Annotated in this window: 23 protein-coding genes and 1 pseudogene; 12 read left to right on the top strand and 12 right to left on the bottom strand. The window is 73.1% G+C overall.

What is annotated here, in order from left to right; translation table 11 throughout:
- Positions 1-39 precede the first annotated feature (39 nt).
- The 3 genes from OG289_RS18695 to OG289_RS18685 all read left to right on the top strand — a co-directional run bounded on the left by OG289_RS18695 (position 40) and on the right by OG289_RS18685 (position 2297).
- Positions 40-450 (top strand): rodlin, encoded by a 411-nt coding sequence (locus OG289_RS18695; RefSeq protein WP_327315163.1) that lies wholly within the window; start codon positions 40-42, stop codon positions 448-450.
- A 292-nt stretch (positions 451-742) separates the two neighbouring features.
- Complete coding sequence (locus OG289_RS18690; protein WP_327315162.1) at positions 743-973, top strand: chaplin; 231 nt, start codon at positions 743-745, stop codon at positions 971-973.
- A gap of 112 nt (positions 974-1085) precedes the next feature.
- Entirely contained in the window at positions 1086-2297 is a 1212-nt protein-coding gene (locus tag OG289_RS18685; RefSeq protein ID WP_327315161.1) for a chaplin family protein, read from the top strand.
- A gap of 51 nt (positions 2298-2348) precedes the next feature.
- Here OG289_RS18685 and OG289_RS18680 read toward each other — a convergent pair whose 3' ends face one another.
- Together OG289_RS18680 and OG289_RS18675 are read right to left on the bottom strand one after the other, a co-directional pair.
- Positions 2349-3599 carry an FAD-dependent oxidoreductase gene (locus tag OG289_RS18680; RefSeq protein WP_327320725.1) on the bottom strand — a complete coding sequence of 417 codons (1251 nt, stop codon included), beginning with the start codon at positions 3597-3599 and terminating at the stop codon, positions 2349-2351.
- Positions 3599-4933, bottom strand: a complete 1335-nt coding sequence (locus OG289_RS18675) for a carboxylate--amine ligase (RefSeq protein WP_327315160.1) — start codon at positions 4931-4933, stop codon at positions 3599-3601. The genes OG289_RS18680 and OG289_RS18675 overlap by 1 nt, the downstream gene beginning before the upstream one ends.
- 162 nt (positions 4934-5095) lie before the next feature.
- On the opposite strand from OG289_RS18675, the gene OG289_RS18670 reads away from it, so the two are divergent.
- The gene (locus OG289_RS18670) at positions 5096-6415 is read left to right on the top strand and encodes a glycoside hydrolase family 26 protein (protein WP_327315159.1); all 1320 of its coding nucleotides are present in this window, start codon (positions 5096-5098) and stop codon (positions 6413-6415) included.
- Positions 6416-6443: 28 nt separating this feature from the next.
- Here the strand turns inward: OG289_RS18670 and OG289_RS18665 are convergent, their stop codons facing one another.
- Genes OG289_RS18665 through murJ form a run of 5 tightly spaced genes read right to left on the bottom strand, consistent with a single transcriptional unit; the run spans position 6444 to position 11838 of the window.
- On the bottom strand, positions 6444-7559 hold the full coding sequence (locus OG289_RS18665; protein ID WP_327315158.1) for a GNAT family N-acetyltransferase: 1116 nt from the start codon (positions 7557-7559) through the stop codon (positions 6444-6446).
- Positions 7556-8197: a lipopolysaccharide biosynthesis protein gene (locus OG289_RS18660; protein WP_327315157.1), complete on the bottom strand. Its 642-nt coding sequence runs from the start codon at positions 8195-8197 to the stop codon at positions 7556-7558. Before OG289_RS18660 ends, OG289_RS18665 begins: the two co-directional genes overlap by 4 nt.
- Positions 8194-9360 (bottom strand): glycosyltransferase, encoded by a 1167-nt coding sequence (locus tag OG289_RS18655; RefSeq protein WP_327315156.1) that lies wholly within the window; start codon positions 9358-9360, stop codon positions 8194-8196. Before OG289_RS18655 ends, OG289_RS18660 begins: the two co-directional genes overlap by 4 nt.
- Positions 9357-10097, bottom strand: a complete 741-nt coding sequence (locus OG289_RS18650) for a polysaccharide deacetylase family protein (protein WP_327315155.1) — start codon at positions 10095-10097, stop codon at positions 9357-9359. Before OG289_RS18650 ends, OG289_RS18655 begins: the two co-directional genes overlap by 4 nt.
- Complete coding sequence (gene murJ / locus OG289_RS18645) at positions 10084-11838, bottom strand: murein biosynthesis integral membrane protein MurJ (RefSeq protein WP_442819087.1); 1755 nt, start codon at positions 11836-11838, stop codon at positions 10084-10086. Before murJ ends, OG289_RS18650 begins: the two co-directional genes overlap by 14 nt.
- Between murJ and OG289_RS18640 the strand changes: the two genes are divergently transcribed.
- Entirely contained in the window at positions 11816-12085 is a 270-nt protein-coding gene (locus tag OG289_RS18640) for a hypothetical protein (protein WP_327315153.1), read from the top strand. The genes murJ and OG289_RS18640 overlap by 23 nt on opposite strands.
- Before the next feature lie 325 nt (positions 12086-12410).
- Here the strand turns inward: OG289_RS18640 and OG289_RS18635 are convergent, their stop codons facing one another.
- From OG289_RS18635 to OG289_RS18620, 4 genes are read right to left on the bottom strand one after another with little or no spacing between them, the layout of a single operon-like run.
- Entirely contained in the window at positions 12411-13733 is a 1323-nt protein-coding gene (locus OG289_RS18635) for an O-antigen ligase family protein (protein ID WP_327315152.1), read from the bottom strand.
- A gap of 7 nt (positions 13734-13740) precedes the next feature.
- Complete coding sequence (locus tag OG289_RS18630; protein WP_327315151.1) at positions 13741-15156, bottom strand: exopolysaccharide biosynthesis polyprenyl glycosylphosphotransferase; 1416 nt, start codon at positions 15154-15156, stop codon at positions 13741-13743.
- Positions 15153-16328, bottom strand: a complete 1176-nt coding sequence (locus tag OG289_RS18625; RefSeq protein WP_327315150.1) for a glycosyltransferase — start codon at positions 16326-16328, stop codon at positions 15153-15155. Before OG289_RS18625 ends, OG289_RS18630 begins: the two co-directional genes overlap by 4 nt.
- 53 nt (positions 16329-16381) lie before the next feature.
- Positions 16382-17497, bottom strand: coding sequence for a DUF3344 domain-containing protein (locus tag OG289_RS18620; protein ID WP_327315149.1), 1116 nt, complete (start codon positions 17495-17497; stop codon positions 16382-16384).
- Between the two features lie 284 nt (positions 17498-17781).
- On the opposite strand from OG289_RS18620, the gene OG289_RS18615 reads away from it, so the two are divergent.
- The 7 genes and pseudogenes from OG289_RS18615 (at position 17782) to OG289_RS18585 (ending at position 21995) form a co-directional block, all read left to right on the top strand.
- Complete coding sequence (locus OG289_RS18615; RefSeq protein WP_327315148.1) at positions 17782-18021, top strand: chaplin; 240 nt, start codon at positions 17782-17784, stop codon at positions 18019-18021.
- Between the two features lie 319 nt (positions 18022-18340).
- On the top strand, positions 18341-18637 hold the full coding sequence (locus tag OG289_RS18610; RefSeq protein WP_327315147.1) for a hypothetical protein: 297 nt from the start codon (positions 18341-18343) through the stop codon (positions 18635-18637).
- 166 nt (positions 18638-18803) lie between these two features.
- Positions 18804-19304 (top strand): DUF5949 family protein, encoded by a 501-nt coding sequence (locus tag OG289_RS18605; protein WP_327315146.1) that lies wholly within the window; start codon positions 18804-18806, stop codon positions 19302-19304.
- Between the two features lie 11 nt (positions 19305-19315).
- A complete protein-coding gene (locus OG289_RS18600; protein ID WP_327320724.1) occupies positions 19316-19936 on the top strand; it encodes a vitamin K epoxide reductase family protein in 621 nt (206 codons plus the stop codon).
- 67 nt (positions 19937-20003) lie between these two features.
- Positions 20004-20443, top strand: a pseudogene (locus OG289_RS18595) (hypothetical protein); the annotation flags it as partial.
- A 147-nt stretch (positions 20444-20590) separates the two neighbouring features.
- Positions 20591-21145 carry a tyrosinase family oxidase copper chaperone gene (locus OG289_RS18590; RefSeq protein WP_327315145.1) on the top strand — a complete coding sequence of 185 codons (555 nt, stop codon included), beginning with the start codon at positions 20591-20593 and terminating at the stop codon, positions 21143-21145.
- Entirely contained in the window at positions 21129-21995 is an 867-nt protein-coding gene (locus tag OG289_RS18585; RefSeq protein ID WP_327315144.1) for a tyrosinase family protein, read from the top strand. Before OG289_RS18590 ends, OG289_RS18585 begins: the two co-directional genes overlap by 17 nt.
- 84 nt (positions 21996-22079) lie before the next feature.
- On the opposite strand, the gene OG289_RS18580 is transcribed toward OG289_RS18585, so the two are convergent.
- Positions 22080-22412 (bottom strand): chaplin, encoded by a 333-nt coding sequence (locus tag OG289_RS18580; RefSeq protein ID WP_327315143.1) that lies wholly within the window; start codon positions 22410-22412, stop codon positions 22080-22082.
- Positions 22413-22496: the final 84 nt, after the last annotated feature.

Raw genomic sequence — 22496 nt, 5'->3', positions numbered from 1 at the left:
GTCCTGGCGCGGAGCCAGGACAGGGAAAGGAAGAGCGAAATGCTGAAGAAGGCAATGACCGCGGCGGCTGTCGCCGCCTCGGTCGCCGGTCTCGCGGCTGTGTGCGCCCCGCAGGCCCTCGCCATCGGTGACGACGGCGGCACCACTTCCGCCAGCGGCAACGGCGCTTCGCAGAAGTTCGGCAACTCGGTGACCAAGGGCGACATGAGCCCCCAGCTCGGGCTGGTCCAGGGTTCGCTGAACAAGCCCTGCGTCGGCCTGCCGACCACGCTCAACACCGCTTCGCTGGTGGGTGACAACGCGGTCTCCCTGCAGGACGTCCCGATCCTGTCGGCCCCGCAGACCCAGCAGTGCGTCGAGAACTCCACCCAGGCCAAGGGCGACGAGCCGCTGTCACACATCCTGGACGACATCTCGGCCCTCTCGGGCAACGGCGCGGCCAACGGCTGACGTCCGCGGGCGCAGGCCGGCGGGCGGTTCCGTCCCTGCGCATGGGATTTGTGGCGGCTTTTTCCTGACGCTCTTTCATATCCTGTTCGGGTGAAGCGTCTGCTCTCCAGTGGGCTGCGGTGTGATTAAATTCCAAGGCGTTCGAGTGAATTGTCCGACCCCGCTGGTTCATTGGCTTCTCTCGCCGTCTATCTCTCGTTCGTAGCCTGCAGGTCATGGTGCGAGCCGTCCGGTTGTGCTCGCTCGGTTCTTTCGACCGTCATCAAGGCATGACCGCAGAGAAGGGAAAGACATGAAGAAGACCGCCGCTGTCGTCGCGGGTCTCGTCCTGGCCCTCGGAGGAGCCTCCCCGGCCTTCGCCGACGCCGAAGCCAATGGTGCTGCCATCGGCTCCTCGGGTTTCCTCTCCGGCAACCTGATCCAGGTGCCGACCCATCATCAGATCAACGTGTGCGGAAACAGCTTTCCCGGCCTCCTCGGGTTGCCGGTCCCGAGTATTGGCGCCGTCTGCGTCAACAACTGACGACGTGCCGCTCTAGCCGTTCGGCTGGGTCGAGGTCGGCCTTGGACAACGTGCTGTGTGTTCTCTTTCCAAGGCCGGCTTTCCCAGTTCTTCACGCAGGAGGACAACGAGATTGCGACAGACTCTGAGTAGGGCAATGGTCGCGGCTGCCGCCGCGACCAGCATTCTGTCCCTGTGCGGCAGCTCCGCCCTCGCCGACTCGCACGCCGTAGGCACCGCCAAGGGCTCGCCCGGAGTGGCGTCGGGCAACGACGTCCAGGTCCCGGTGACCATCCCGGTGAACGTCTGCGGCAACTCGGTCGACGTCGCCGCCGCGCTCAACCCCGACTTCGGCAACTCCTGTGCCAACCACTTGGGTGCGCACGAGAGCCACTCGTACGGAACGCCGTACGGGGACGACGGTCCGCGTGACGAGGGCCCGGGTTACGGGGCCGACGACGCGCGTGACGATGGTCCGGGGCACGGGGACAATGGTCCGCGTGACGAGGGCCCGGGTTACGGGGACGACGGTCCGGGGGCCGACAGCCCGCGTGACGAGGATCCGGGGGCCGACAGTCCGCGTGACGATAGCGCGCGTGACGAGGGCCCGGGTTACGGCGACGACGGTCCGGGGGCCGACAGCCCGCGTGACGAGGATCCGGGTTACGGGGACGACGGCCCGCGTGACGAGGACCCGGGTTACGGGGACGACGGCCCGCGTGACGAGGATCCGGGTTACGGGGACGACGGTCCGGGGGCCGACAGCCCGCGTGACGATGGTCCGCGTGACGAGGATCCGGGTTACGGGGATGACGGTCCGCGTGACGAGGACCCGGGTTACGGGGACGACGGCCCGCGTGACGAGGATCCGGGTTACGGGGACGATGGTCCGGGGGCCGACAGCCCGCGTGACGATGGTCCGCGTGACAAGGATCCGGGTTACGGGGACGACGGCCCGCGTGACGATGGTCCGGGTTACGGGGACGACTGCGGAGGCTACGGCGACAAATGCGGCGGTGGCGGCCACACCACGCCGCCGCCCAGCGGTGGTCACACGTCTCCGCCTCCGTACGGTGAGGGGAGTACTCCGCCCAGCGGTGGTCACACGTCTCCGCCTCCGTACGGTGAGGGAAGCACTCCGCCCAGCGGTGGTCACACGTCTCCGCCTCCGTACGGCGACAGCAGTACTCCGCCCCCGAGCGGTGGTGGGCACACCCCGCCGCCGCAGTTGCCGCACACCGGCAGTGACAGCGCGGCTCTGCTGGCCGCCTCCGGTGTCAGCGCGGTGCTCATCGCGGGTGGCGCCGTCCTGTACCGGCGAGGCAGGTCAGCGTCCCGTCGGTGAACGCGTCGGGTGCCGGACGCTCTCGCGTCCGGCACCCTCGCCCCAGCTCGCTCAGCCCCGTATGGTCTCCGTCTGCGCCGTCCCGTACCGCCCCGGCGCCGGGATCGGCCCGCCGGGCAGGCCCGTGCACAGTCGGCGCCGTACGCCCCGGACGAGGTTCCCGGCCGTGAAGGTCGCGCCGTGGACGAAGCGCATCGCCGGGCCGAAGCCCGCCGCCGTCACCAGGCCGGCCATGAACAGGCCGGGGTGGGACGACTCGAAGTCCCGGCCCACCTCGGGGGAACCGTCGGCCACCGTGGCCAGCGCACCGCGCAGTTCGCCGGAGAGCAGTCCCAGCCGGTCACGGGTCGCCTTGAAGCCGGTGGCCGCGATCACGTGCTCGGTCTCGAAGGAGTCCGCTCCCGTCGCCTCCAGCCGCACCCCGCCCGGCACCGCGCGGGCCGCCGTCACCTCGTGGTCGAGGCGGACCTCCACGGAGCCCTCCACCCGGTCCCGCACCCACCACGCGCCGGCCGGTCCGAGCGCCGTCGCCGCGATGCGCGCCCGGGTCGGCTCCGGGAGCCGCCGGTAGAGGCCGGGGCGCTCGGCGTAGAACCAGTTGCGCCACCCGGGGCCCAGACCGCTGTGCGGGGAGCGGGCCGACTGCCACCACGGGCGCTCCCAGGGCGGCGGCACGTCGTTCCAGCACAGCCGGTCGGCGCGGGCCAGCACCCTGACCCGGGTGTCCTGTTCGGCGAGCAGTGCCGCCGTCTCCAGGGCCGCCTGGCCGCCGCCGATCACGGTGACGTCCCGGCCGCGGAAGCCGTCGAGGTCGCCGTGGTGGCTGCTGTGCGTGACCAGGTCGGGGGAGAGTCCGCGAAAGGCGGCCGGGATCTCGACGAACGGCATCACGCCGACGGCGAGGGCGACGGTCCGGGCCTGGACGCTCTCGCCGTCCTCGGTGGCCGCCTCGAAGCCGCCCGGCCGGGCCGCGATCCGGGTGACCGTGCGCTCGTCCACCTCCGGGACGGCGTTGCGGGCGAACCAGAGGCCGTACTCGGCGAACATCTCGACCGGGATCGGCTCCCCGTGCCGGGCCGTCACGCTCTGGGTCTCGCAGTAGACGTCGAGCCGCCAGCGGGCCGCGGGGTCGGAGAGGTTGGAGGCCCACGGTTCGGACTTGAGGAACATCCCGCCCGGCATGTTGTCGCGCCAGGAGGCCATCGGTCGGCCGAAGACGCGCAGGCTCAGTCCGGCGGCCGAGGCGTGGGACGCGATGGACAGGCCGTACGGGCCCGCGCCCACCACCAGCAGGTCGTACATCAGCAACTGCTCGCTTTCTTGTCGTCGGCCGGTTCGGTCGGTTCGGCCGGTCCGGGCACGCCGGGCATGCCGGTCAGGCCGGTCAGGCTCACCGGGGGAGGGGGCGCCTGGCGGATCACGCGGGGCCGGACGTCGGCCGCGCGCACCGGGCCGAGCCGACGCACCCGGTCGAGCAGCCGGCGCGCGACATGGGCGCCCCACAGGCCCCACATCGCCCGGCCGGGAGCGCTGTCGTCGCCCGCGTGCCAGGCCAGCTCGCGGCCGGCGTGCGCCGGCCGCAGCGCAGCCAGCGGCGCGTAGTTCTCCACCACGAACGCCCGCCCGGGCAGCGGCACCCCGGTGGGCAGCGGACGGTGCGTCAGATCCAGGTGCTGGGCGCGGACGACGTCCAGTCCGGCGCCGTCGGCGAAGAGCCGGAACTGGGCGCCGGGGCGCGGGTTGAAGTCGAGCAGGTGGTAGTCGCCCGTCAGGCCGCAGCGGCGGAAGTCGAGGTCGAAGATGCCCCGGTAGCCGAGTCCGCCGGTGAGCCGCTCGGCCAGCGTCTTCACCCGCGGGTTCTCCGTCCACTCGCCGACCGCCGTGAGCCCCGCGCCGCGCGGCCAGGCGCACAGCTTGCGACCCGGACCGCCGCCGCCGACAGCGCCGGAGCGGTCGGCGTACCCGTGGAAGAACCAGTCGCGGTCCGGCCCCGGCGGCAGGAAGGCCTGCAGCAGCAGCCGACTGCCTGCCTCCTCGGTGCGCAGGTACAGCTCGCGCGCCTCCTGTGTGGAGCGCACCACGACCGTGCTGCGCAGCCCCGAGCCGGCGGGCAGCAACCAGGGGCGGCTCCACTTGGCCACCACCGGCAGGCCGAGCCGCCAGGCGGCGGAGGCGGCCTGCGCCGCGCTGTCGGGGACGACCGTGAGCGGGTGCGGTACGTCCGCCGCCGCGCACAGATCGGCCAGCTCCGCCTTGTCGGCGACCCGTTCGGGCACGGCGCCGGGCTGCTGCGGCAGCAGGTAGGCGGGCGCCAGCTCCTCGCGCAGCCGGCCCACCGCGACCGCGCCCGCGTCGTCCATGGGGATCAGCACGGCGGGCCGTTCGACGCGGGCGGCCACCCGCATCAGGACGGCGGCGATGTCGGCGGGGGCGGCGCCGGGGGGCGGCGGGGGATACAACTGGCGGACGAAACGGGATTTGCGTACGGGGCTTCCCGCGGAGTCTGCGACCACGTGCACGTCGATTCCGGCTCTGCCGAGCGAGCGCACGGCACCCAGCGTTCCGTGGTGAAAGGGATTCCGGTCGATCCGCAGGAGAACGGCGGGGACGCGGGTGTCGAGCAGCGACTCGGGCATGATTTTCCGGGTCCTTCGCTTCATTTCACCGAGATGGGCGATCGAGGCACTCGAAAGCCGTAACGCCGGTGGCGTGATTCCTTTTCCTGTGGCTTTCATATGGCTGAGTGTCAGTAATGCGCGAGCAGTGCGCGTTACGCGAGAGTGGAGAAAGGAGCAGGCATGGCCCCACAGCAGCGACGCGCGCGGCCCCGACGGATGGCCGTTGTCGCGGCGGCGGTCGCGGCCTCGGCCGCCCTGGCGTCCGGACCTGGATTCGCCGCGGGCGCGGGGGTGGTGCGGGTCGCCGATCCTCTCGCTCCCACCCCGACCGTCCCGGTCGTCCCCGCGCCGAGTGCGACACCGGCGGCACCGGTCACCCCGGTGACGCCGACGGCCCCGGTGACCGCGGCGGAGACCCTCACCCCGGTCCCCGCCGTCACCGCGTCCACCCTGCCCGCGAAGGTCGCCCCCGCCTTCGGCGCCTACCTCGACTACGGCGCCCAGGGCGTGGCCCGGATCGCCGAGCTCAGCGCCTGGCTGGGCGGCGCCGAGCTGCGCGTAGGCCACACCTACCTGCCGGGCGACCGATGGAGCAACATCGAGGGCCCGCCCGGCTTCCTCGACGTGTGGGCGGACTGGCGGCGGGAGAAGGACGACCGGATGCTCGTCCTCAACGTGCCCATGATGGAGCGCAACGAGGAGGGCGTGTCCGACGACGAGGTGCGCGGGCTGCTGCGGCAGGGTGCGGCCGGGGAGTTCGATCACCACTTCAGGGCACTCGCCGAACGGCTGGTCGCGCTGAGGGTGCCGGACACGGTGATCGTGCTCGGCTGGGAGATGAACGGCACCACGTACACCCATCGCTGCGGGCCGGACCCGGAGAGCTGGAAGAAGTACTGGAACAGGATCGTCTCCACGATGCGTTCCGTGCCGGGCCAGAAATTCAGGTTCGACTTCACGCCGACCCGCGGCAAGGACGCCGTTCCCTGGACCCAGTGCTACCCGGGGGACGACACCGTCGACATCGTCGGAATGGACTCCTACGACCAGCCGACCGGGCTGTCCTTCGACGAGCAGGTGAAAGAACCCTACGGGCTCCAGGAACACGTGGATTTCGCCAGATCCCACGGCAAGCCCATTTCGTATCCCGAATGGGGACTCTTCCGCAACGGTGACAACGCCGAATACATGCGGCGCATGCTCGCCTGGATGGACGAGCACCAACCGCTGTACAACACGCTGACCGACTACTGCCCGCACGGCGTCTGGCAGTGCCGGCAGAACCCGCAGGCGTCCGTGGTCTACCGCGAGTTGCTGTCCGGCCGCACCGACGAGTCGAGTACGACACCGACGACTCCGGTGCCCTCCGTGGAGCCCGTCACCGACCCCGCTCCCGAACCCCCGGTGAACTGCACACCGATGGACTTCGGCGACTGGGTCGAGCACTGGCTCGGCGGCAAGCCCTGCCTCCGCCTGGACTGGTGGTCGAGCAACGGGTGAACCGCGGCGTGGTGGCGGCGGGCCCGCGTCAGGACCTGCCGCCACCGTCACGCTCCCTCCGCTGTTCCAGCCGGAGCAGCAGCTCCTTGCCCCGCCGCCGCGCGGCCACGTCGCAGGCGACCGCCGACAGCAGCGGCGCGGTACGCCGACGGGCCAGCAGCAGCCGCTGGTTGACGACGGGTTCGGGCCGCCAGTGGTGTTTGTACGGCTCGTTGCCGCGCAGCAGGCTCAGCGCGGCGCGCCCGCCGCCCCGGGTGTGCTCGGCGCACGCGTCGAGCAGCATCACCGCCACGTCCGCCTTGCGTTCCCGCAGCCGTGGATGGGCGCCGTAGAGGTAGCCCCCGGCCAGTCGGCGCGACAGCAGCGTCAGATCGACGGCCACGACGTCGTCGTCCAGCCGGAACTCGGTGACCACCGCGTCCCCGGAGCGGACCATCGGCCCGACCGAGCGCACCAGGTGCTCGCAGAAGCGGTCGCGCAGGTGCTCGCCGGTCACCTGCCGGCCCTGCCACTGCAACCGGTGCAGGTCGAGGAGCCGTCGCAGCGCGGAGTCCACGTACTCGGGGCGGACGACCTCGCGTTCCACGCCCAGCGCGGTCAGTTTGCGCAGTTTGGCGCGCACCCGCTGGGCCTTCGCCGACGGCAGCCGGGCCACCAGTTCGTCCATGGGGACGGCCGGCAGTTCCAGGCACACCGAGTCGCTCACCCGGCGCCGCGGACCGTGCCAGCGTTCGTAGACCTGCTCGACCGCGCCGCCCGGGCGCACCTCGCGGAAGTCGATCAGCGCGGTGCGGGCGGCCGCCGCGAGGCCCTCGGTGAGCGCGGCGACGGCCCGCTCACCGTGTTCGTCGTCGACCAGGACGTCCCCGTAGTCGGAGATCGCCCCGCCGAGCGGCACGAGCGCCGGCAGCGGCCGGCGGACGGCCGTCAGCGGGGCGGCGGCGACGAGTTCACCGCCGTCGCGGACCAGCAGCAGGCGCAGTCGGCCGCGCCTGCCGTACGACAGCCACCACGAGTGCAGCCAGGCGTGGCTCTGGAACGGGGTGGCCGTCGCGCACTTGCGGTACAGGCGGCCCCATGCGGGGGCGAGGGCGGCGAAGGCCTGTTCGCCGGTGACGACTTCGGTGGTGAACGTCGGCTTCACAGCGCTCCGTGCGCGTCGGCGGCGAGGGCCGGGCCGGGGACGGCGGCGGGGCGCGCGGCCTCCTCCTCCCGGTCCCGCTTCGGCCGCACCAGCAGCACCAGGGCGCCGAGCAGCCCGCCCGCGCTCGCCCCCACCAGACCGGTCACCACCGGCGACGGCGAGGACGGGCCGGACGGCCGGACCGCGCGGGCGAACTGCTCGAGTTCGACGTTGGTGGTGGCCTGGGAGCTCTTCGCGTGCTGGGTCAGCGAGCGGGAGACCGCGTTGGCCATGTCGACGGCCAGGTCGGCGCGCGAGGAGGTCGCCGTGATCGAGACCATCGGGGCGTCCGGCGAGGTCGCCGTCTGCACGCTCTGCTGGAGCGTCTTCACCGGCACGCCCGCCCAGACCTGCGCGTCCCCGAGCACCGCGAGCTGGGTGGCGACCCGGCCGTAGGCCTGCGCGAAGCCGAGCGCGGACGCGGGGTCGGACTTCTCGGTGGGGACGGCGACGACATAGGCGGTGGCCGTGTACACGGGCGGCTTGACGGCCCCGTACACGCCGCCGAGCAGGCCGCCGGCGACGACGCCCGCCGCGAGCAGGGACCAGGGCGGGAGCGCGCGGCGCAGGACGGCAGGACGGCGGGGGGTCTCGGTCATGGGGAACTGACTCCCTGAGGTGTCGGAGAAGCGGGGGAGAGCAAGGGCGGTCCGGAAACGGTGGCCGCGTACACGTCCATGAGCTGGGCGGCGCTGCGGGTGATGTCGTAGTGACGGGCGGCCTCGGGCGCGGTGCGCGGGCCGGTGGCCTGCGCGTGTGCCCCGGTCAGCGCGCGGACGAACGCCGCGATGCCGCCGCTCACCCGGCGGGCGCCCGCCGTCGCCCGGGAGGGCAGGTGCTCGATCGCCGGGCAGGAGGCGTAGAGCACGGGCAGCCCGCAGGCCAGCGCCTCCACGACCGCCAGACCGAAGGTCTCCTCGGGGGAGGGGGAGACGAACACGTCCATGGCACAGGTGAGGGAGGGCAGGTCGGGGCCGGGGGTGCCGTCCGGGACGTAGGGGCGTTCGCCGGTGAACAGGACGCGGTCGGCGACCCCCGCCTCGTGGGCGGTGCGCCGCAGCACGTTCTCCTCGGGGCCGCCGCCGACCAGCAACAGCCAGTGGTCGGCGGGGAGGTGGGCAAGGGCGTGGATCAGGACGTCGAAGCGTTTGCCGGCCGTGAGGCGTCCGATGCCGCCGACGACGAACGCCTCGTCGGGCAGGCCGAGGCGCCGGCGGGTGCGGTGGCGGGCCCCGGGGTCGAAGCGGAAGCGGGCCAGGTCGATGCCGTTGGGGACGACCTCGATCCGGGGGGCCGGGACGCCCCAGCTGCGCAGCCGGTCGGCGACCGTGGGGGAGACGGCGACCGTGGTGCGGCCCAGCCGCTCGCTGGCGAGGTAGAGCGCCCGCACCCCGGAGGTCAGCCTCCGCCCCTCCAGCTGCGATTCGCCCAGGGAGTGCTCGGTGGCGACGACCGCGCGCACCCCGGCGAGGCGGGCGGCCAGCCGGCCGTAGACGCAGGCCCGGTAGAGGTGGGTGTGGACGAGGTCGTAGCTGCCGGAGCGGATGAGCCGGACCAGCCGGGGCAGCGCGGCCAGGTCGCGGTTGCCGGCCATGCCGAGGTGCACGACCCGCACCCCGTCGGCGGTCAGCCCGTTCGCCACCGACCCCGGATTCGTCAGCGTCACCACCTCGCAGTCGACCGGCAAGTGACGTAGCAGCAAACGCAGTTGCTGCTCGGCGCCGCCGACGCCCAGCCCCGTGATGATGTGCAGTGCCTTCACCGCAGCCCCTCGACGGGACGCCGGCGCAACCGGTGCAGCCGGTACTTCAGCAGCAGCCGGAGAGCGTTGTCGTTCTCCCCGATGTGCACGCGGGGGAGGGCGTGCAGGCCGTTCAGCTCGCCGGGGTCGATCGCGCAGGCGTAGGCGTAACCGGCCTCGCGGACGGCGTCCATGGCGCGCCGGTCGATCGTTCCGTACGGGTAGCAGAAGCCGTGGACCTCGGTGCCGAGCAGCGCGGTCAGCGCGGCGCGGCTCTCGACGGTCTCCGCCTTGAGGGTGAGGTCGTCGGCCTGGGTGAGGTCGACGTGGGTGAGGCCGTGCGAGCCGATCTCGACGCCCTCGTAGGCCGCGCGGCAGATGCCGTCGGCGGTCAGCAGCGGCTTGCGCGGGCCCAGCGGGTCCCAGGCGTTGTCGCCGCCGAGCCGGCCGGGCAGCACGAAGAGGGTGGCGTTGCAGCGGTGGCGGCGCAGGACGGGCAGGGCGTCGGTGAGGAAGTCGGCGTAACCGTCGTCGAAGGTGAGACCGACGAGGTTGCGGCCCTTGCCCTCGGCGCGGGCGGCGAGGAGCCGGCCCATGGAGACGCCGCGCAGTCCGCGCCGGCGCAGCCACATCAGCTGCTTCTCCAGCCGTTCGGGGGTGACCGTGATGTGGTAGGGGTCCTCGGGGCAGTCGTCGACGGAGTGGTACATCGCCACCCACGGGACGGGAGTGCGTCTGCTGGTGTCAGAAGCGGCCATGGGAGAGCCTTCGGGTCGCGGAACGTACGGAATTGAGGGCGGAGACGATGCCCTGGGCGCCCAGGGCACGGCCGAGCAGCAGGAAGACGGCGGTCACGGTGAGCCCGCCGACGGCGAGGCCGGTCACGGGGCCGGTGAACTGCGCGGCGGCGAAGGCCCCGGCCAGGGTCGCCACCAGGGCCGCCCGCACCGGCCGGCTCAGCTCGCGCAGCACGCCCCGGACGTCGACCGGGACACTGCGCGGGCCCATCCCGGCCAGCAGCACCAGGGCGGTGACGGTGATGCCGGTCGCGTTGGCGGCGGCGATCCCGTACACGCCCCAGGCGCGGATGCTCATCGCGCCGATCCAGGAGGTCACGGTGATCCCGGCGGCCATCGCGCCGACCGGGTACCAGGAGCCGCGCCCCGCCGAGAAGTAGGAGCGGACCAGGACGCCCACCAGGGTCTGGCCGAGCAGTCCGAGCGCGTACACGCGCATCACGCCGGCCGTCGCCGCCGTGTCCCGCGCGGTGAACGCGCCCCGCTGGAAGAGCACCTCGACGATCTGCGGCGCGCAGGCCACCACGCCGGCCGTGCCCAGCAGCACGATGCACGCGGCCAGCGACAGATCACGCTCCACCCGGCCGCGGACCCGCTCGGTGTCCCCCTCGGCCAGCGCCCGCGCGACCACCGGGAAGGTGACCGTGCACACCATCACCGACAGGATCATCGGCATCTGCGCGACCTTCTGCGCGTAGTTGAGGTGTGAGATCGCCCCGGCGGGCAGGTGCGAGGCGAGGAAGCGCTCGACGAGGACCTGGGACTGCCGGCACAGGGCGAACAGGAGCACGGTCGCGAGGAGCGCGGTGTCGAGGGGCCGCGGTTCCTCCTGTCCGGCGGTCACCGCCCCGCCCCTGTTCCGCTTCCTCAACTGGCCGAACAAGGAGGGCAGTTGGATGGCGACCATCAGCAGCCCGCCCACCGCGACCCCGGCCGCCGCCGACCGCACCCCCCAATGCCCGCCGAGCGCGAACATCCCGGTGATGATGCCGACGTTGTAGGCCACGTAGATCGCCGCGGGCGCCACGTACCGCCGGTGCGCCCGCAGGGCCGCGCTGCAGTACCCGGCGAGCCCGAAGCTGACCACACAGGTCGCGGTGAGGCGGGTGCAGTCGACGGCGAGCGCGGGGTCGGGCAGGCCCGGCGCCAGGGCCTCGACCAGCTGCGGGGCCGTGCCGATGAACAGGGCGCCGACCGCGACGAACGCCAGCGACAGGCGGGGGAGCGTGCCGGCGACCAGCGCGCGGACCGGGTCGCCTGGGGCGCCCTGGGAGCGGCGGGCCAGCGCCATGCTGAAGGCGGGGATCAGGGCGAACGCCAGTCCGTCCTCGATGAGCAGCGTGGTCGCGAACTCGGGCACGGTCCACGCGACGAGGAAGGCGTCGGTGTCGCTGCCCGCCCCGAACAGCCGGGCCAACGCCTGGTCCCGCACCAGCCCGAGCAGGGACCCGGCAACGGAGAGCACGGCGGTGACGAGAGCGGCCTTGGCGAGGAATCTACGTGAGGGAGAGGGGAGTTCGCGGAAGGGCGCGGTAATCCCTGTCGTTGCGGGGGTTGCGGGGGTTGCGGGGGTTGCGGGGGTTGCGGGGGTTGCGGGGGTTGCGGGGGTTGCGGGGGTTGCGGGGGTTGCGGGGGTTGCGGGGGTTGCGGGGGTTGCGGTTGCGGGGGTTGCGGTTGCGGTGGTGCAGGTGGTCCTGGAGATTCCGGGGATCGCGGTGGACCTGGGGTTTCCGGTGGTCCCGGTGGTCCCGGTGGTCCCGGTGGTCCCGGTGCCCCCCGGGGGCACCTCTCCGGCCGCGCCCCCGGCTGCCGCGCCGACTGCCGTCCGGGCCGTCTTCCTGGCGGTCTCCCCGGCTGCCGCGTCAGCCGACTTCCCGGCCGCGCCCTCGTCCGTCGTGCCGGACGTCGCCCCGGCCGTTGTCCGGGTCGTCCGCCCAGCCGTCTCCTGAGGCGTCTTTCCGGCCGTCCGCCCAGCCGTCGTCCGGGCCGTCCGCCCACCCGTCTCCTGAGTCGTCTTCCCGGACGTTTTCGCGGCCGTTGTCCGGGCCGACTGGCCAGCCGTTTCCTCAGCTGTCTCTCCGGCCGTCGTCCGGGCCGTCCGCCCACCCGTCTCCTGAGTCGTCTTCCCGGACGTTTTCGCGGCCGTTGTCCGGGCCGCCTGGCCAGCCGTTTCCTCAGCCGTCTCCCCGGCCGTTTCTCTCGCCTCTGCGGCGGACCGCGCCGGCGGCATGGGGACGGGGCCGTTCGGGCGGGGTGTCCGGGGAGGCGTCGGCTTCATCGGGCGAGGGCCTCCTCGAGGTGGGTGCCGCGCTCGCTGCCGCCCACCAGCGCCCACCAGGCGACGAGCCCGAAGACGACGGCGGTCAGGACGGTGGAGGGGCCGCCGATGTCGGCGTACACGAAGTCGATCAGCTGCCAGACAAGCAGGCCGCAGGCGACGAGCGCGCAGTCGAGGCCGGGGCCGGAGCGCCGGACGCGGAACCAGCCGCGCAGCCCGCACGCCAGCAGCGCCAGCCAGCCGCCCGCGAGGGCCAGCAGCCCGATCAGTCCCTGCTCGGCGAGGACCAGCAGGTACATGTTGTGCGGGGAGAGCAGCGGCTGCCGGACGAAGGCCGAGCCGGCGCCCTCGGTGTCGCTGCCGGAGGACAGCGCGAGGGAGGCGTGCGCGTCGCGGTGGCCGGGGAAGCCCTTCAACCCGACGCCGGTGAGCGGCTGTTCGCGCCACATGTCGACCGCCGCCGCCCACATCGTGTACCGGTCGGTGACGGACTGGTCGGGCGCGTCCGCGACCTGCGTGATGCTGCTGACGCGCTCTTGGAGCATCGCCGAGCCGACGCCGAAGCCGCCGACCAGGAGCACCCCGGCCGCGAGCGCCACCGCGCCCACCTTCAGGGCCCGGCGCAGTCCGGCCAGGGCCAGTTGGATCGTGCAGGTCAGCGCGGTCGCGATCCACGCGCCCCGGCTGAAGGACAGCGCGAGCGGCACCAGCAGCGCGAGCGCCGAACCGGCGGCGATCGCCCGCTGCCGTACGGAGGCCCGGCCGAGCGCCAGTCCGACCGCGCAGATCAGGCCGAAGGACACGACGGTCGCCATGCCCATCACGTCCTGCGGCCCGAAGGTGCCGACCGCCCGGATCTCCTCGCCCTGGTAGGAGGCGCCGGTCCCGGTGACGAACTGGTGGACGCCGACCGCCCCCTGCCACCCCGCGAGCCCGACGAACGACCAGGCCAGCATCCGGAAGTCGGAGCGGTCACGGACGAGGAGGACGACGGCCGCCGGGACGAGCACGAAGATCTGGAGGTAGCGGCCCAGGCCGCCGATCCCCGCGCCCGGCGAGGACGCGCCCGTCGCGGCGAGCGCGAGCCCGACGACCGGCAGCCCGAGGACCACCGCGGCCGTCCGGGACAGGGGGCGCCGCCGCTGCCGCAGCAGCCGTACCGCGCAGAACAGCACGACCAGCGCGGACAGCGCGTCGGCCGGTCCCGCGCCGCCCTCGGCGCCGGAGGCGGGCGGCAGCCCGAGCAGGGCGACCACGGCGACCACGGGCAGGACCGGTGACAGGGTCCGGGCGCGGGGCGCGGGCAGGGCGAGGGTCATCGGCGGGTCAGCTCCCGGTCGGTCGCACGAGGGAGGCCGCGGTGCGCAGCAGGATGCAGACGTCCTGCCACAGCGACCAGTTGTCGATGTACGCGTTGTCGAAGCGGGCCCGGTCCTCGATCGAGGTGTCGCCGCGCAGCCCGTGCACCTGGGCGAGGCCGGTGATGCCGGTCCGCATCCGGTGGCGGGCCGCGTAGCCGGGGTAGGTCTGGCTGAACTGGCCGACGAAGAAGGGGCGTTCGGGCCGCGGGCCGACCAGGCTCATGTCGCCGCACAGGACGTTCCACAGCTGGAGCAGCTCGTCCAGCGAGGTCTGGCGCAGGAAGCGGCAGAAGCGGCTCATCTCCCGCTCGCCGGCCACGCTCCAGCGGGTCGCGGCCTCGTGCTCGTCGACCGGGCGGTGGGTGCGGAACTTCAGCAGCGTGAAGGGCCGGCCGTCCTTGCCGATGCGCTCCTGCCGGAAGACGACTCCCGGCCCGTCGGTCAGCCGCAGCGCCACCGCGCACACCAGCAGCAGCGGGCTCACCAGCAGCAGCAGGGTTCCGGAGACCGCGATGTCCAGCAGCCGCTTGCCGAGGCTGCCCCGGTGCCGGGCGCCCATGTCGAGGCGCCGACAGGAGAACCCGGCGAGCTGCTCACGGCTCGCGTACGAGGGGGTGTCGGCGTCGACCTCCCACACCGTGCAGCCCGACTCGGCGAGCGCCCGCAGCAGCGGGCCCTGCACCGTGCGCACGGCCGGGTGGACGCACAGGACGTCCCGGACGCCGTTCTGGATGAGGGCCCGCTGCACCTCCTGACCCGTGATCAGCACCGGCAGTCCGTCGGCGCCGTCGGGGCGCTCGGCGACGATCCCCACCGGCTGGACGCCGCAGTGGGGGTGACGCAGCACGGCGGCGGCGACGCGCTGCGCGGTCGTGGCCGGGCCGATGACGAGCGCGGCGCGCGGGCGGCGCAGCAGCGCCCGGCGCCGCCGCCGGTGCACGACCGCGCGGCCGACGCACGCGGCCACGGCCTGCGCCGCGCACCCGAGGAGCAGCGTGCGGGCCGAGAGCGCGTGCACCGGGCTCCACGCCGCGACGAGCGCCCCCAGCGCCAGCCAGGCCACCGTGATCCGGCCGCAGACGGCGGGCAGTTCGTCCAGCACCCCCGTCACCGGGCGCGGGCGCTGCGGGCGCAGCAGCATCGTCGCCGCCACCAGCAGGGCCAGCAGTAACGGGCGGCGCTGCGCCCCGGTCAGCGCCAGCGCGCCCAGGGACGCGGCGAGGCCGTCGGCGAGCAGCAGCGGCAGCGGCGACACGGGTCGCGCGGGGGGCCGCCGGGTGGGGAACCGGAATCCCGCTCCGCTCTCCCGCCGCGGAATGACCGAGACGGGCGAGTATCCGGGCCGCGCGCCCGGAGAGGGGACGGTGCTTTCCGCAGTCACGAGTGGATGGACTCCCTGCACTCGGGGGGCGCGACGCGCGCCCTTTCCGTGGTCGTGAGCAGCTCTCGGTACACGTCCGCGACCGCCTTGGCCGTGCGCCGCACGTCGTGCGCGGCCAGGACGTGACGGCGCCCCTGGTGGCCGAGTGCCTCGCGCAGCATCGGGTCGAGCAGCAGTCCGGCGACGGCGCCGGCCAGCGCCGCCGGGTTCTCGGCGGGCACCAGACAGCGGGAGGCGAGCGCGGCCGGCAGGCTCTCCAGGGCGCCGTCCACGTCGGTGACCACCACGGGCCGCCCGCAGGCCAGCGCCTCCAGCGGGGCCAGCGCCATGCCCTCCCAGCGCGAGGGCAGTACGACGAGATCGGCGGCCTGGTACCAGGGCACGGCGTCGGCGACGGCACCGGTGAACAGCACCGACTCCGGCGCCCGGGCGCGCAGTCGCTCCCCGTCAGGCCCGTCGCCGACCAGCGCCAGCCGGGCGCCGGGCACGTTCCGTTCGACGTCCGCCCATGCCGCCAGCAGCACGTCCTGCCCCTTCTGCCGGCACAGCCGCCCCACGCACACCACCAGCGGCGCGGCCGGGGAGAACAGGGGAAGGAGGGACGCCCGTACGGTGTCGACGGGGGCCGGGTGGAAGCGCTCGGTGTCGATGCCGTTGGGGACGACGCTCCACTGCCCGGCGATCCGGACGCGGTCCCCGGTCGTGCGCTCCGCCTCGCTCACGCACACCACCCGGTCCGCCCAACGCGCCCCGAACCGCTCCCACTTGAGCGCGAGGGCCGCGGTGGTGCCGCGGACGGCCTCGAAGGACCAGGCGTGCGGCTGGAACACGGTCGGGATCCGCCCGCGCACCGCAAGCCGCCCGGCCAGTCCGGCCTTGGCGCTGTGCGCGTGCACCAGGTCGGGGTGTACCTCGTCGAGCAGGCGTCCGAGCCGCCGTACCTCACCGGGGAGCGAGGGTCCCGGCGCCCGCGTCGCCGCCCAGTGCCGAACGTCTGCGCCCAGCGCGCGCAGGTCGTCGGAGAGGGGGCTTGGGGGGCAGGCCACGGTGATGTGCAGGCCGGCCGCGAGCTGGGCCCGCGCCAGGTCCGTCACGACCCGGGCGACCCCGCCGTCCACGGGCTGGGTGAGGTGCAGGACCCGGGGTCTGTCGTCGGGTTCTGGCTGGTGCATGGCGCGGTTTCCTCGCTCACGATGGCGCTCGGGACGTGCGGGAACGCGCCCGACTACTTCTTTCGTGTGTCGACGGCGACGAAGAGCGCCCCGGCCCACGCCGCGTCCCGGGTGGAAACGAGCCGGACGGCCAGCTGGTCACCGCCGCGCCGCAAACCCCGGCTCAGATCGAACACGTCGGAGTCGTAGCCGAGGGTGTTGACGTACGCCGGTACACGCGCCGCCGGAGCCTCCCCCGGCTCGCTGATCGTGGAGTTCAACACATCGTCAGATGGGTTGACCGGGTCCCTGAGCGCGATGGTCGTCCGATGACCGGTCGAGAAGATGAACGAATCACCCGTTCGACCGCGGTCGCCGTCGTACCCGACGAGCCCGGCCCGGCCGCCCGCACCCGGGGGGATGTCGAGCCCGCGCAGCCGGATCTCCTTGCCGGTGGTGGAGCGGGCGGAGGAGCCGAGGGTGTCGAAGCCGTCCCACAGAGACAGGTCCCGCAGCGGTTCCGCCGGGTTCTCGTACGCGACCACCAGCGTCCAGCCGCCCCAGGCGCCGACCGCCGACCTGCCCATGGCCACGTTGATCTGCGCGACCGTGTACAGGCCCCGGCCGCTGTCGCGCACCAGGTCGGTGACGTCGGCGGAGGCCTGGAAGGCGTCGGCGCCCTTGGCCACCCGGTGGCCAACAACCGTGTCCGCGAGTACCGCCTTGTACTGCCCGCCCGGCTCGGCGATCAGCACCCGCCGGTTGTCCTTTGGCGGCTTCTGCTCGCCGACGCGCAGGTTGCCGCCCCAGTACAGCCGCGCGTACGACACCCGCGAGCCCTGCGGGAGACGGACTTCGGCGCGGGAGGAGTTGTAGGTGTTCGGGTCGCGGTCGACGTCGACGTAGAACATGTCGAAGTCGTTGTTGACGCCCCTGCGGCCCTTGCGCACGGCCGGGCAGGCGCGGGCGGCCCGGGGGGCCGGCGAGGTGCGGCAGCTGATCGCCGCGTTGGCCGCGCGGACGATCCCGCCGTGCTGTGTCGCGTGGTAGCGCTGCGCGAAGGGGATGCTCTCCGCCTGGGCGACGGGCGTGGCGCCGACCGCCCGCGTGGCGCCCGGCGCCCAGACCGAGGCGAGGGCGAGAACTCCGGCCGTCGCGCCGCGCAGCAGCGGACCCAGGGAAATGCGCATGACCGGCGGTGCCCTTTCGGAAAGACCGTGGAGTCGGTGTCTGGCGATATCCATCGATGTCTGCGGTGCTATTTGCTGGCTGTAGGAGTGCAGCGGGCGAGGCGCAACTCTAGCCACTATCCGGACTAATACGCCGATATCGGTCAAGTGTGTCGTAATCGTGAAGTCCGACCTGTCGTGACGTCACTCGAATGGCTGCGCAACTCCGGGAAGTGCCGCGCGTTGACCTCAGTGCCGGGCACCCCGCCCGGGTGTTTGTGTCAAACCTCAAGGAGCACCTCTCCATGTCGCGTATCGCGAAGGGCCTGGTCCTGACCTCCGTTGCCACCGCGGCCATCGCCGGCGCCTCCGGCATCGCCGTCGCCGACAGTGGCGCGGAGGCTGTCGCCGCGCACTCCCCTGGCGTGCTGTCCGGCAATGTCATCCAGCTGCCGCTGCACGACCAGACCAACACCTGCGGCAACTCCACCGACGCGACCGGCCTGCTGAACCCGGCGTTCGGCAGCACCTGCGTCAACGGCTGACGTCACGCCGCGCTTCGTCGAGCGGCCGTCCTCCCGCCAGGAGGGCGGCCGCTGGCGTTGTCCCGAAAGGAGGCGGAGGGGGGTGACCCGGCCGACAATCCTCGACGGGCCCTCTCGGCAGGCCTTCTGGCATCTGCTCCTTGATTTCCGCACCCCGGCAGGGCCTTCTCGCTCGGGGGGCTTTCTGCCGGGGTGCCGAGATTTCCCGCGCACGGGGTTTCCGCTTCCGGCGGGGCTCGTTGTGCAGGGCGTCAGATTTCCCCTGGTGACTTGAGTTGCCGAGTCGCCGAGTTACCGAGTTGCCGAAGGAAGGAACCCGATGAAGTCCCTGAAGGCCGCCGCTGTCATTGCCGGGTCCATGGTCCTCGCCGGTGCCGCCGCGCCCGCGTTCGCCAACAGCGCCACCGACCTCACGCCCACCAGCCTCAACGGCGCCGTGAACACGCTCACCAAGGGCCCCCTCGCCCTCAACGCGGCTGACGTGACGCCGCTGCGGCACCAGTCGAACGCGCTCGACACCGAGAACAAGGACTCCGTGCTCAGCACCGTCAAGGGCGCGACCGGCGCTCTCAACAGCCCCAAGCCGCTCCTCGGCGGGCTGCCCCTGAAGAGCTGAGGCGTTCTCCCGCAGGGCTGGTCCCGTCACCGACGGGACCGGCCCTCGGCGTTGTTCGAGGCGGGTCGAGCGGCGCGTCCCTCGTTCGTGTGGAGCAGCGGACCGGCGTCCTCCGCACGGGTGAGAACGCGCCCGGCCGCCCCCGGGCCGCCGATAAGGTCGCGCGGTGACCCCAACCCCAAGCGCAACCCGCCCCTTCCGCGTGGCCGACCTGGGCACCCTCGTCGTGATGCCGTGGAGCGGCGAGGCCCCCGACGGCCATGACATGCCCTACCTGCTGGCCTACTCCCTCGGTGACACCGAGGACGGCCCCGAGGGGACCGCCGTTGCCGTCGAGCGGCTGCTCACCGGCAACGGCATGCCTGTCGGCGGGGACGTCGTCGACGGCACCGAGCGGCCGAGCCTGCCGTTCACCCTGCTCGTCGAGTCCGGCGCGGCCGTCCTGAACATGCCGGGCCTCAACGCCCAGTGTCTGCCGCCGCCGGAGTGGCTCGCGGCCGTCGACGAGCGCGGCTACGCCTACCTCGTCTTCACGACCCGCGCCTGGCCGGAGGCCACGCCCGGGCAGGCCGTCACGCCCGAGGCGCTGGCCGCGTTCGCGGGCGCCGAGGAGACCCTCACGGCCGCGGCGCACGTCGTCCTGCCGGCCCGCAGCCTGCGCAGGTGACGGCGGCAGCCGTGGGTGACAGCCGGGCGGAAGCCGCGGGCGGCACCCGAGCGCACATCGCCGGGGGCGGCCGCGCGTACGCGCTGTTCCTCGTCCTCACCGGCGCGGCGGGGCTGCTGGCCTCCTGGGTCATCACCCTCGACAAGTTCAAGCTGCTGGAGGATCCCGGATTCACCCCGGGCTGCAGCCTGAACCCGGTGGTGTCCTGCGGCAGCGTCATGAAGAGCGACCAGGCCTCGGCGTTCGGGTTCCCCAACCCGATGCTGGGCTTGGTGGCCTACGGCATCGTCGTCTGCGTCGGCATGAGCCTGTTGGCCCGTGCCGCCTTCCCCCGCTGGTACTGGCTGACCTTCACGGCCGGCTGCCTCTTCGGTGTGGGGTTCGTGTCCTGGCTGCAGTTCCAGTCCCTGTACCGGATCAACGCGCTGTGTCTGTGGTGCTGCCTGGCGTGGGTCGCCACGATCCTGCTGTTCTGGTACGCCGTCTCCTTCGACGTACGCCACGGGTTCCTGCCGGCGCCGGCCGGGCTGCGGACGTTCTTCGACGAATTCACCTGGGTGCCGCCCCTTCTGCACCTCGGAGTCGTCGGCATGCTGATCCTGACCCGATGGTGGGATTTCTGGACGAGCTGACCATTCAGCCGTTGCGTTACTGCCGCGCCCGGGGAAATCGACCACCCGAGGAACCCTCGCCGCCGACATGACATGGGTGGCGTCCGCGGCCGGCGCCGTCGTCGCGACCCCCGCCGCCGCGGTCGGTACGGCCCCCGTCCCCGTCCCGCCGGACGGCGTCGAGAAGCCCTCGCCGGGGAACTGCACGAGGTCGGCGGCGAGATCCCCTGCCGAGCCGGGAGCGCCCGAGGGGCCGCACCATGTCGAGGGCCGTCTGATCCCGGAGCGTGTCGTCCGGCGGCTGCCCGTCGGCGCCGGACCGCCTGGGGCGGGCCTGCGGGCGCCCCTGCCGGAGATCCTCCGGGACGACGTCAGCCCTCGGCCCGGGCCTGGCCCTGGACGCCCCGCTGACCGCGCCCGACCCCGACCGCTTCGGCCTGCCGGACCTCAAGCTGCCGCAGCCGCGGGGTGATCACCCCGGGGCTGCGGACGGCGCCCGGCGCGGACCTCGGCCTGGCTGAGGGACTGTCGCGAGCACCTGGAGGACAGCGGGCCCGGACGTCCTGGCCGGGCTCATTCGCGTGCTTCTGACGGGTGTTCGGGTGCAGGGGGGTGACCAGGCGGGCCGCCAGGCGGTTACCGCTACGGACAACCGAACAGGACGAGGAGCACATCATGGTCGTCAACGCCGACGCAGTACCCGTGACCGCGGTGCCGGTGGGGGCGGTGAGACAGGGCCCGGCCCGCGACACCCGACGGAACCTGCTGCGCGGGCTGCTCGGCGCCGGCGCCGCACTCGCGCTCGCCCCGGTCGTCGCCGCGTCCCAGTCCCCCGGCACACAGGACCGGCCCGCGGACACGGCCTCCGGCTCCTTCGAGGAGACGTACCGAGGCCGGCACCTCCGCGGCGTCCTCACGCCGACGGATCGCGCGCCCGGCGACGGCCCCCGGTGGGAGGTCACGGTCGACGGCCGCCCGCTGCACCTCATGCGCCGCGCGGACGGCACCTGGCTGAGCATGGTCGACCACTACCGCTCGTACGCCACCCCGCTGGAGGCGGCCCGCGCCGCCGTCGACGAGCTGGGCCCGGGAGAACAACTGCGCGACACCGGCGCCCCGAGCGGCAGCCCACACCACGGACCACACGGAACGCGCGGGGCAGACCCGACACGCGGCACAGACAGGACGCACGCAGCGCACATGGGGGGACACCATGGTCTACACGCGTAAGGACGTCAGCACGCTCACCCGTGCCGAGCGGCGACGGTTGGTGAAGGCGCTGCTGGAGATCAAACGGCGGGGCGAGTACGACGAGTTCGTCCGGATGCACATCGAGTACTACGTCTCCGACGGCGAGGGCGGCCTGCGGACGGCCCACATGGCGCCCTCCTTCCTGCCCTGGCACCGGCGGTTCCTGCTGGAGCTGGAGAAGGCGCTGCGCCGGGTCGACTCCTCGGTGACGGTGCCGTACTGGGACTGGACGCGTGACCGTTCCAAGACCTCCGCGCCCTGGACCGAGGACCTGCTCGGCGGTAACGGCCGGCCCTCCGACCGCCAGGTGACGACCGGGCCGTTCGCCTACGCCACCGGCAACTGGACCATCAAGGAGGGTGTCACGGACGGGGAGTTCCTCACCCGGGACCTCGGCCGCGCCCGCGACCCGATCGCACTGCCCACCAAGAGCGAACTGGAGTGGGCGCTGAAGGACCCGGTCTACGACACCTCGCCCTGGGGCTCGACGGTCACGCAGGGGTTCCGCAACAAGCTGGAGGGGTGGGGGACCGGCCGGGGAAGCGTCGCCTGGCGCAACCACAACCGGGTGCACCGGTGGGTCGGCGGGGCGATGCTCGGCGGCGCCTCCGTCAACGACCCCGTGTTCTGGCTGCACCACGCCTTCGTCGACCTGGTGTGGACCCGCTGGCAGCACCGCCACCGCGACCACCGCTACCTGCCCGCCAAGCCGCCGGGACCGGGCGACCGGCAGTACCGCCGGGTCGTCGCCCGGCACGAGAAGCTGCCTCCGTGGGACGTGACGCCGGACCAGTTGGAGGAGACCGGCCGGATCTACCGGTACGCGTGACGTGCCGTGTGCACGGTGTCGTGCACACGGGGAGAGCCCCGGCGCTCAGGGCGCCGGGGCTCTTGCGGTGCGTACGACGGCTGGTCAGCCGCCGTAGCCCGAACCGCTGTTGTGCCGGCCGTTGTCGTCGTAGCCCTTGTCGTGACCGCCCCTGTCATGGTCGCCCTTGTCGAGGCCGCCGGCGTTGACGCAGGTGGTGCCGAAGGCCGGGTTCAGCAGGCCGGCCGCGCCGGTGCTGTTGCCGCAGAAGTTGAGCTGGGTGTTGATCGGAACCTGGACGACGTTGCCCGAAAGGACACCCGGCGAGCCCACGGCCGCGCCCTGCGCACCCGCGTCCGCCATGGCCAGACCGGCCCCGCTGACGACCACGGCGCTGGTGCCGAGGGCAACTGCGGCTGCCTTCGCGATGCGAGACATCACGTTCTCCTTAGTGAATTCGGATCGCGCGGCAGCAGGACGCGCCGCCGCACTCCCCGTTCAACGCCGCCGCCCTGGGCGAGT

Source organism: Streptomyces sp. NBC_01235 (assembly GCF_035989285.1).
Taxonomy (GTDB): domain Bacteria; phylum Actinomycetota; class Actinomycetes; order Streptomycetales; family Streptomycetaceae; genus Streptomyces.
The sequence above is the reverse complement of the archived record's forward strand: the minus strand, read 5'-3'. Positions and strand labels throughout refer to the sequence as shown.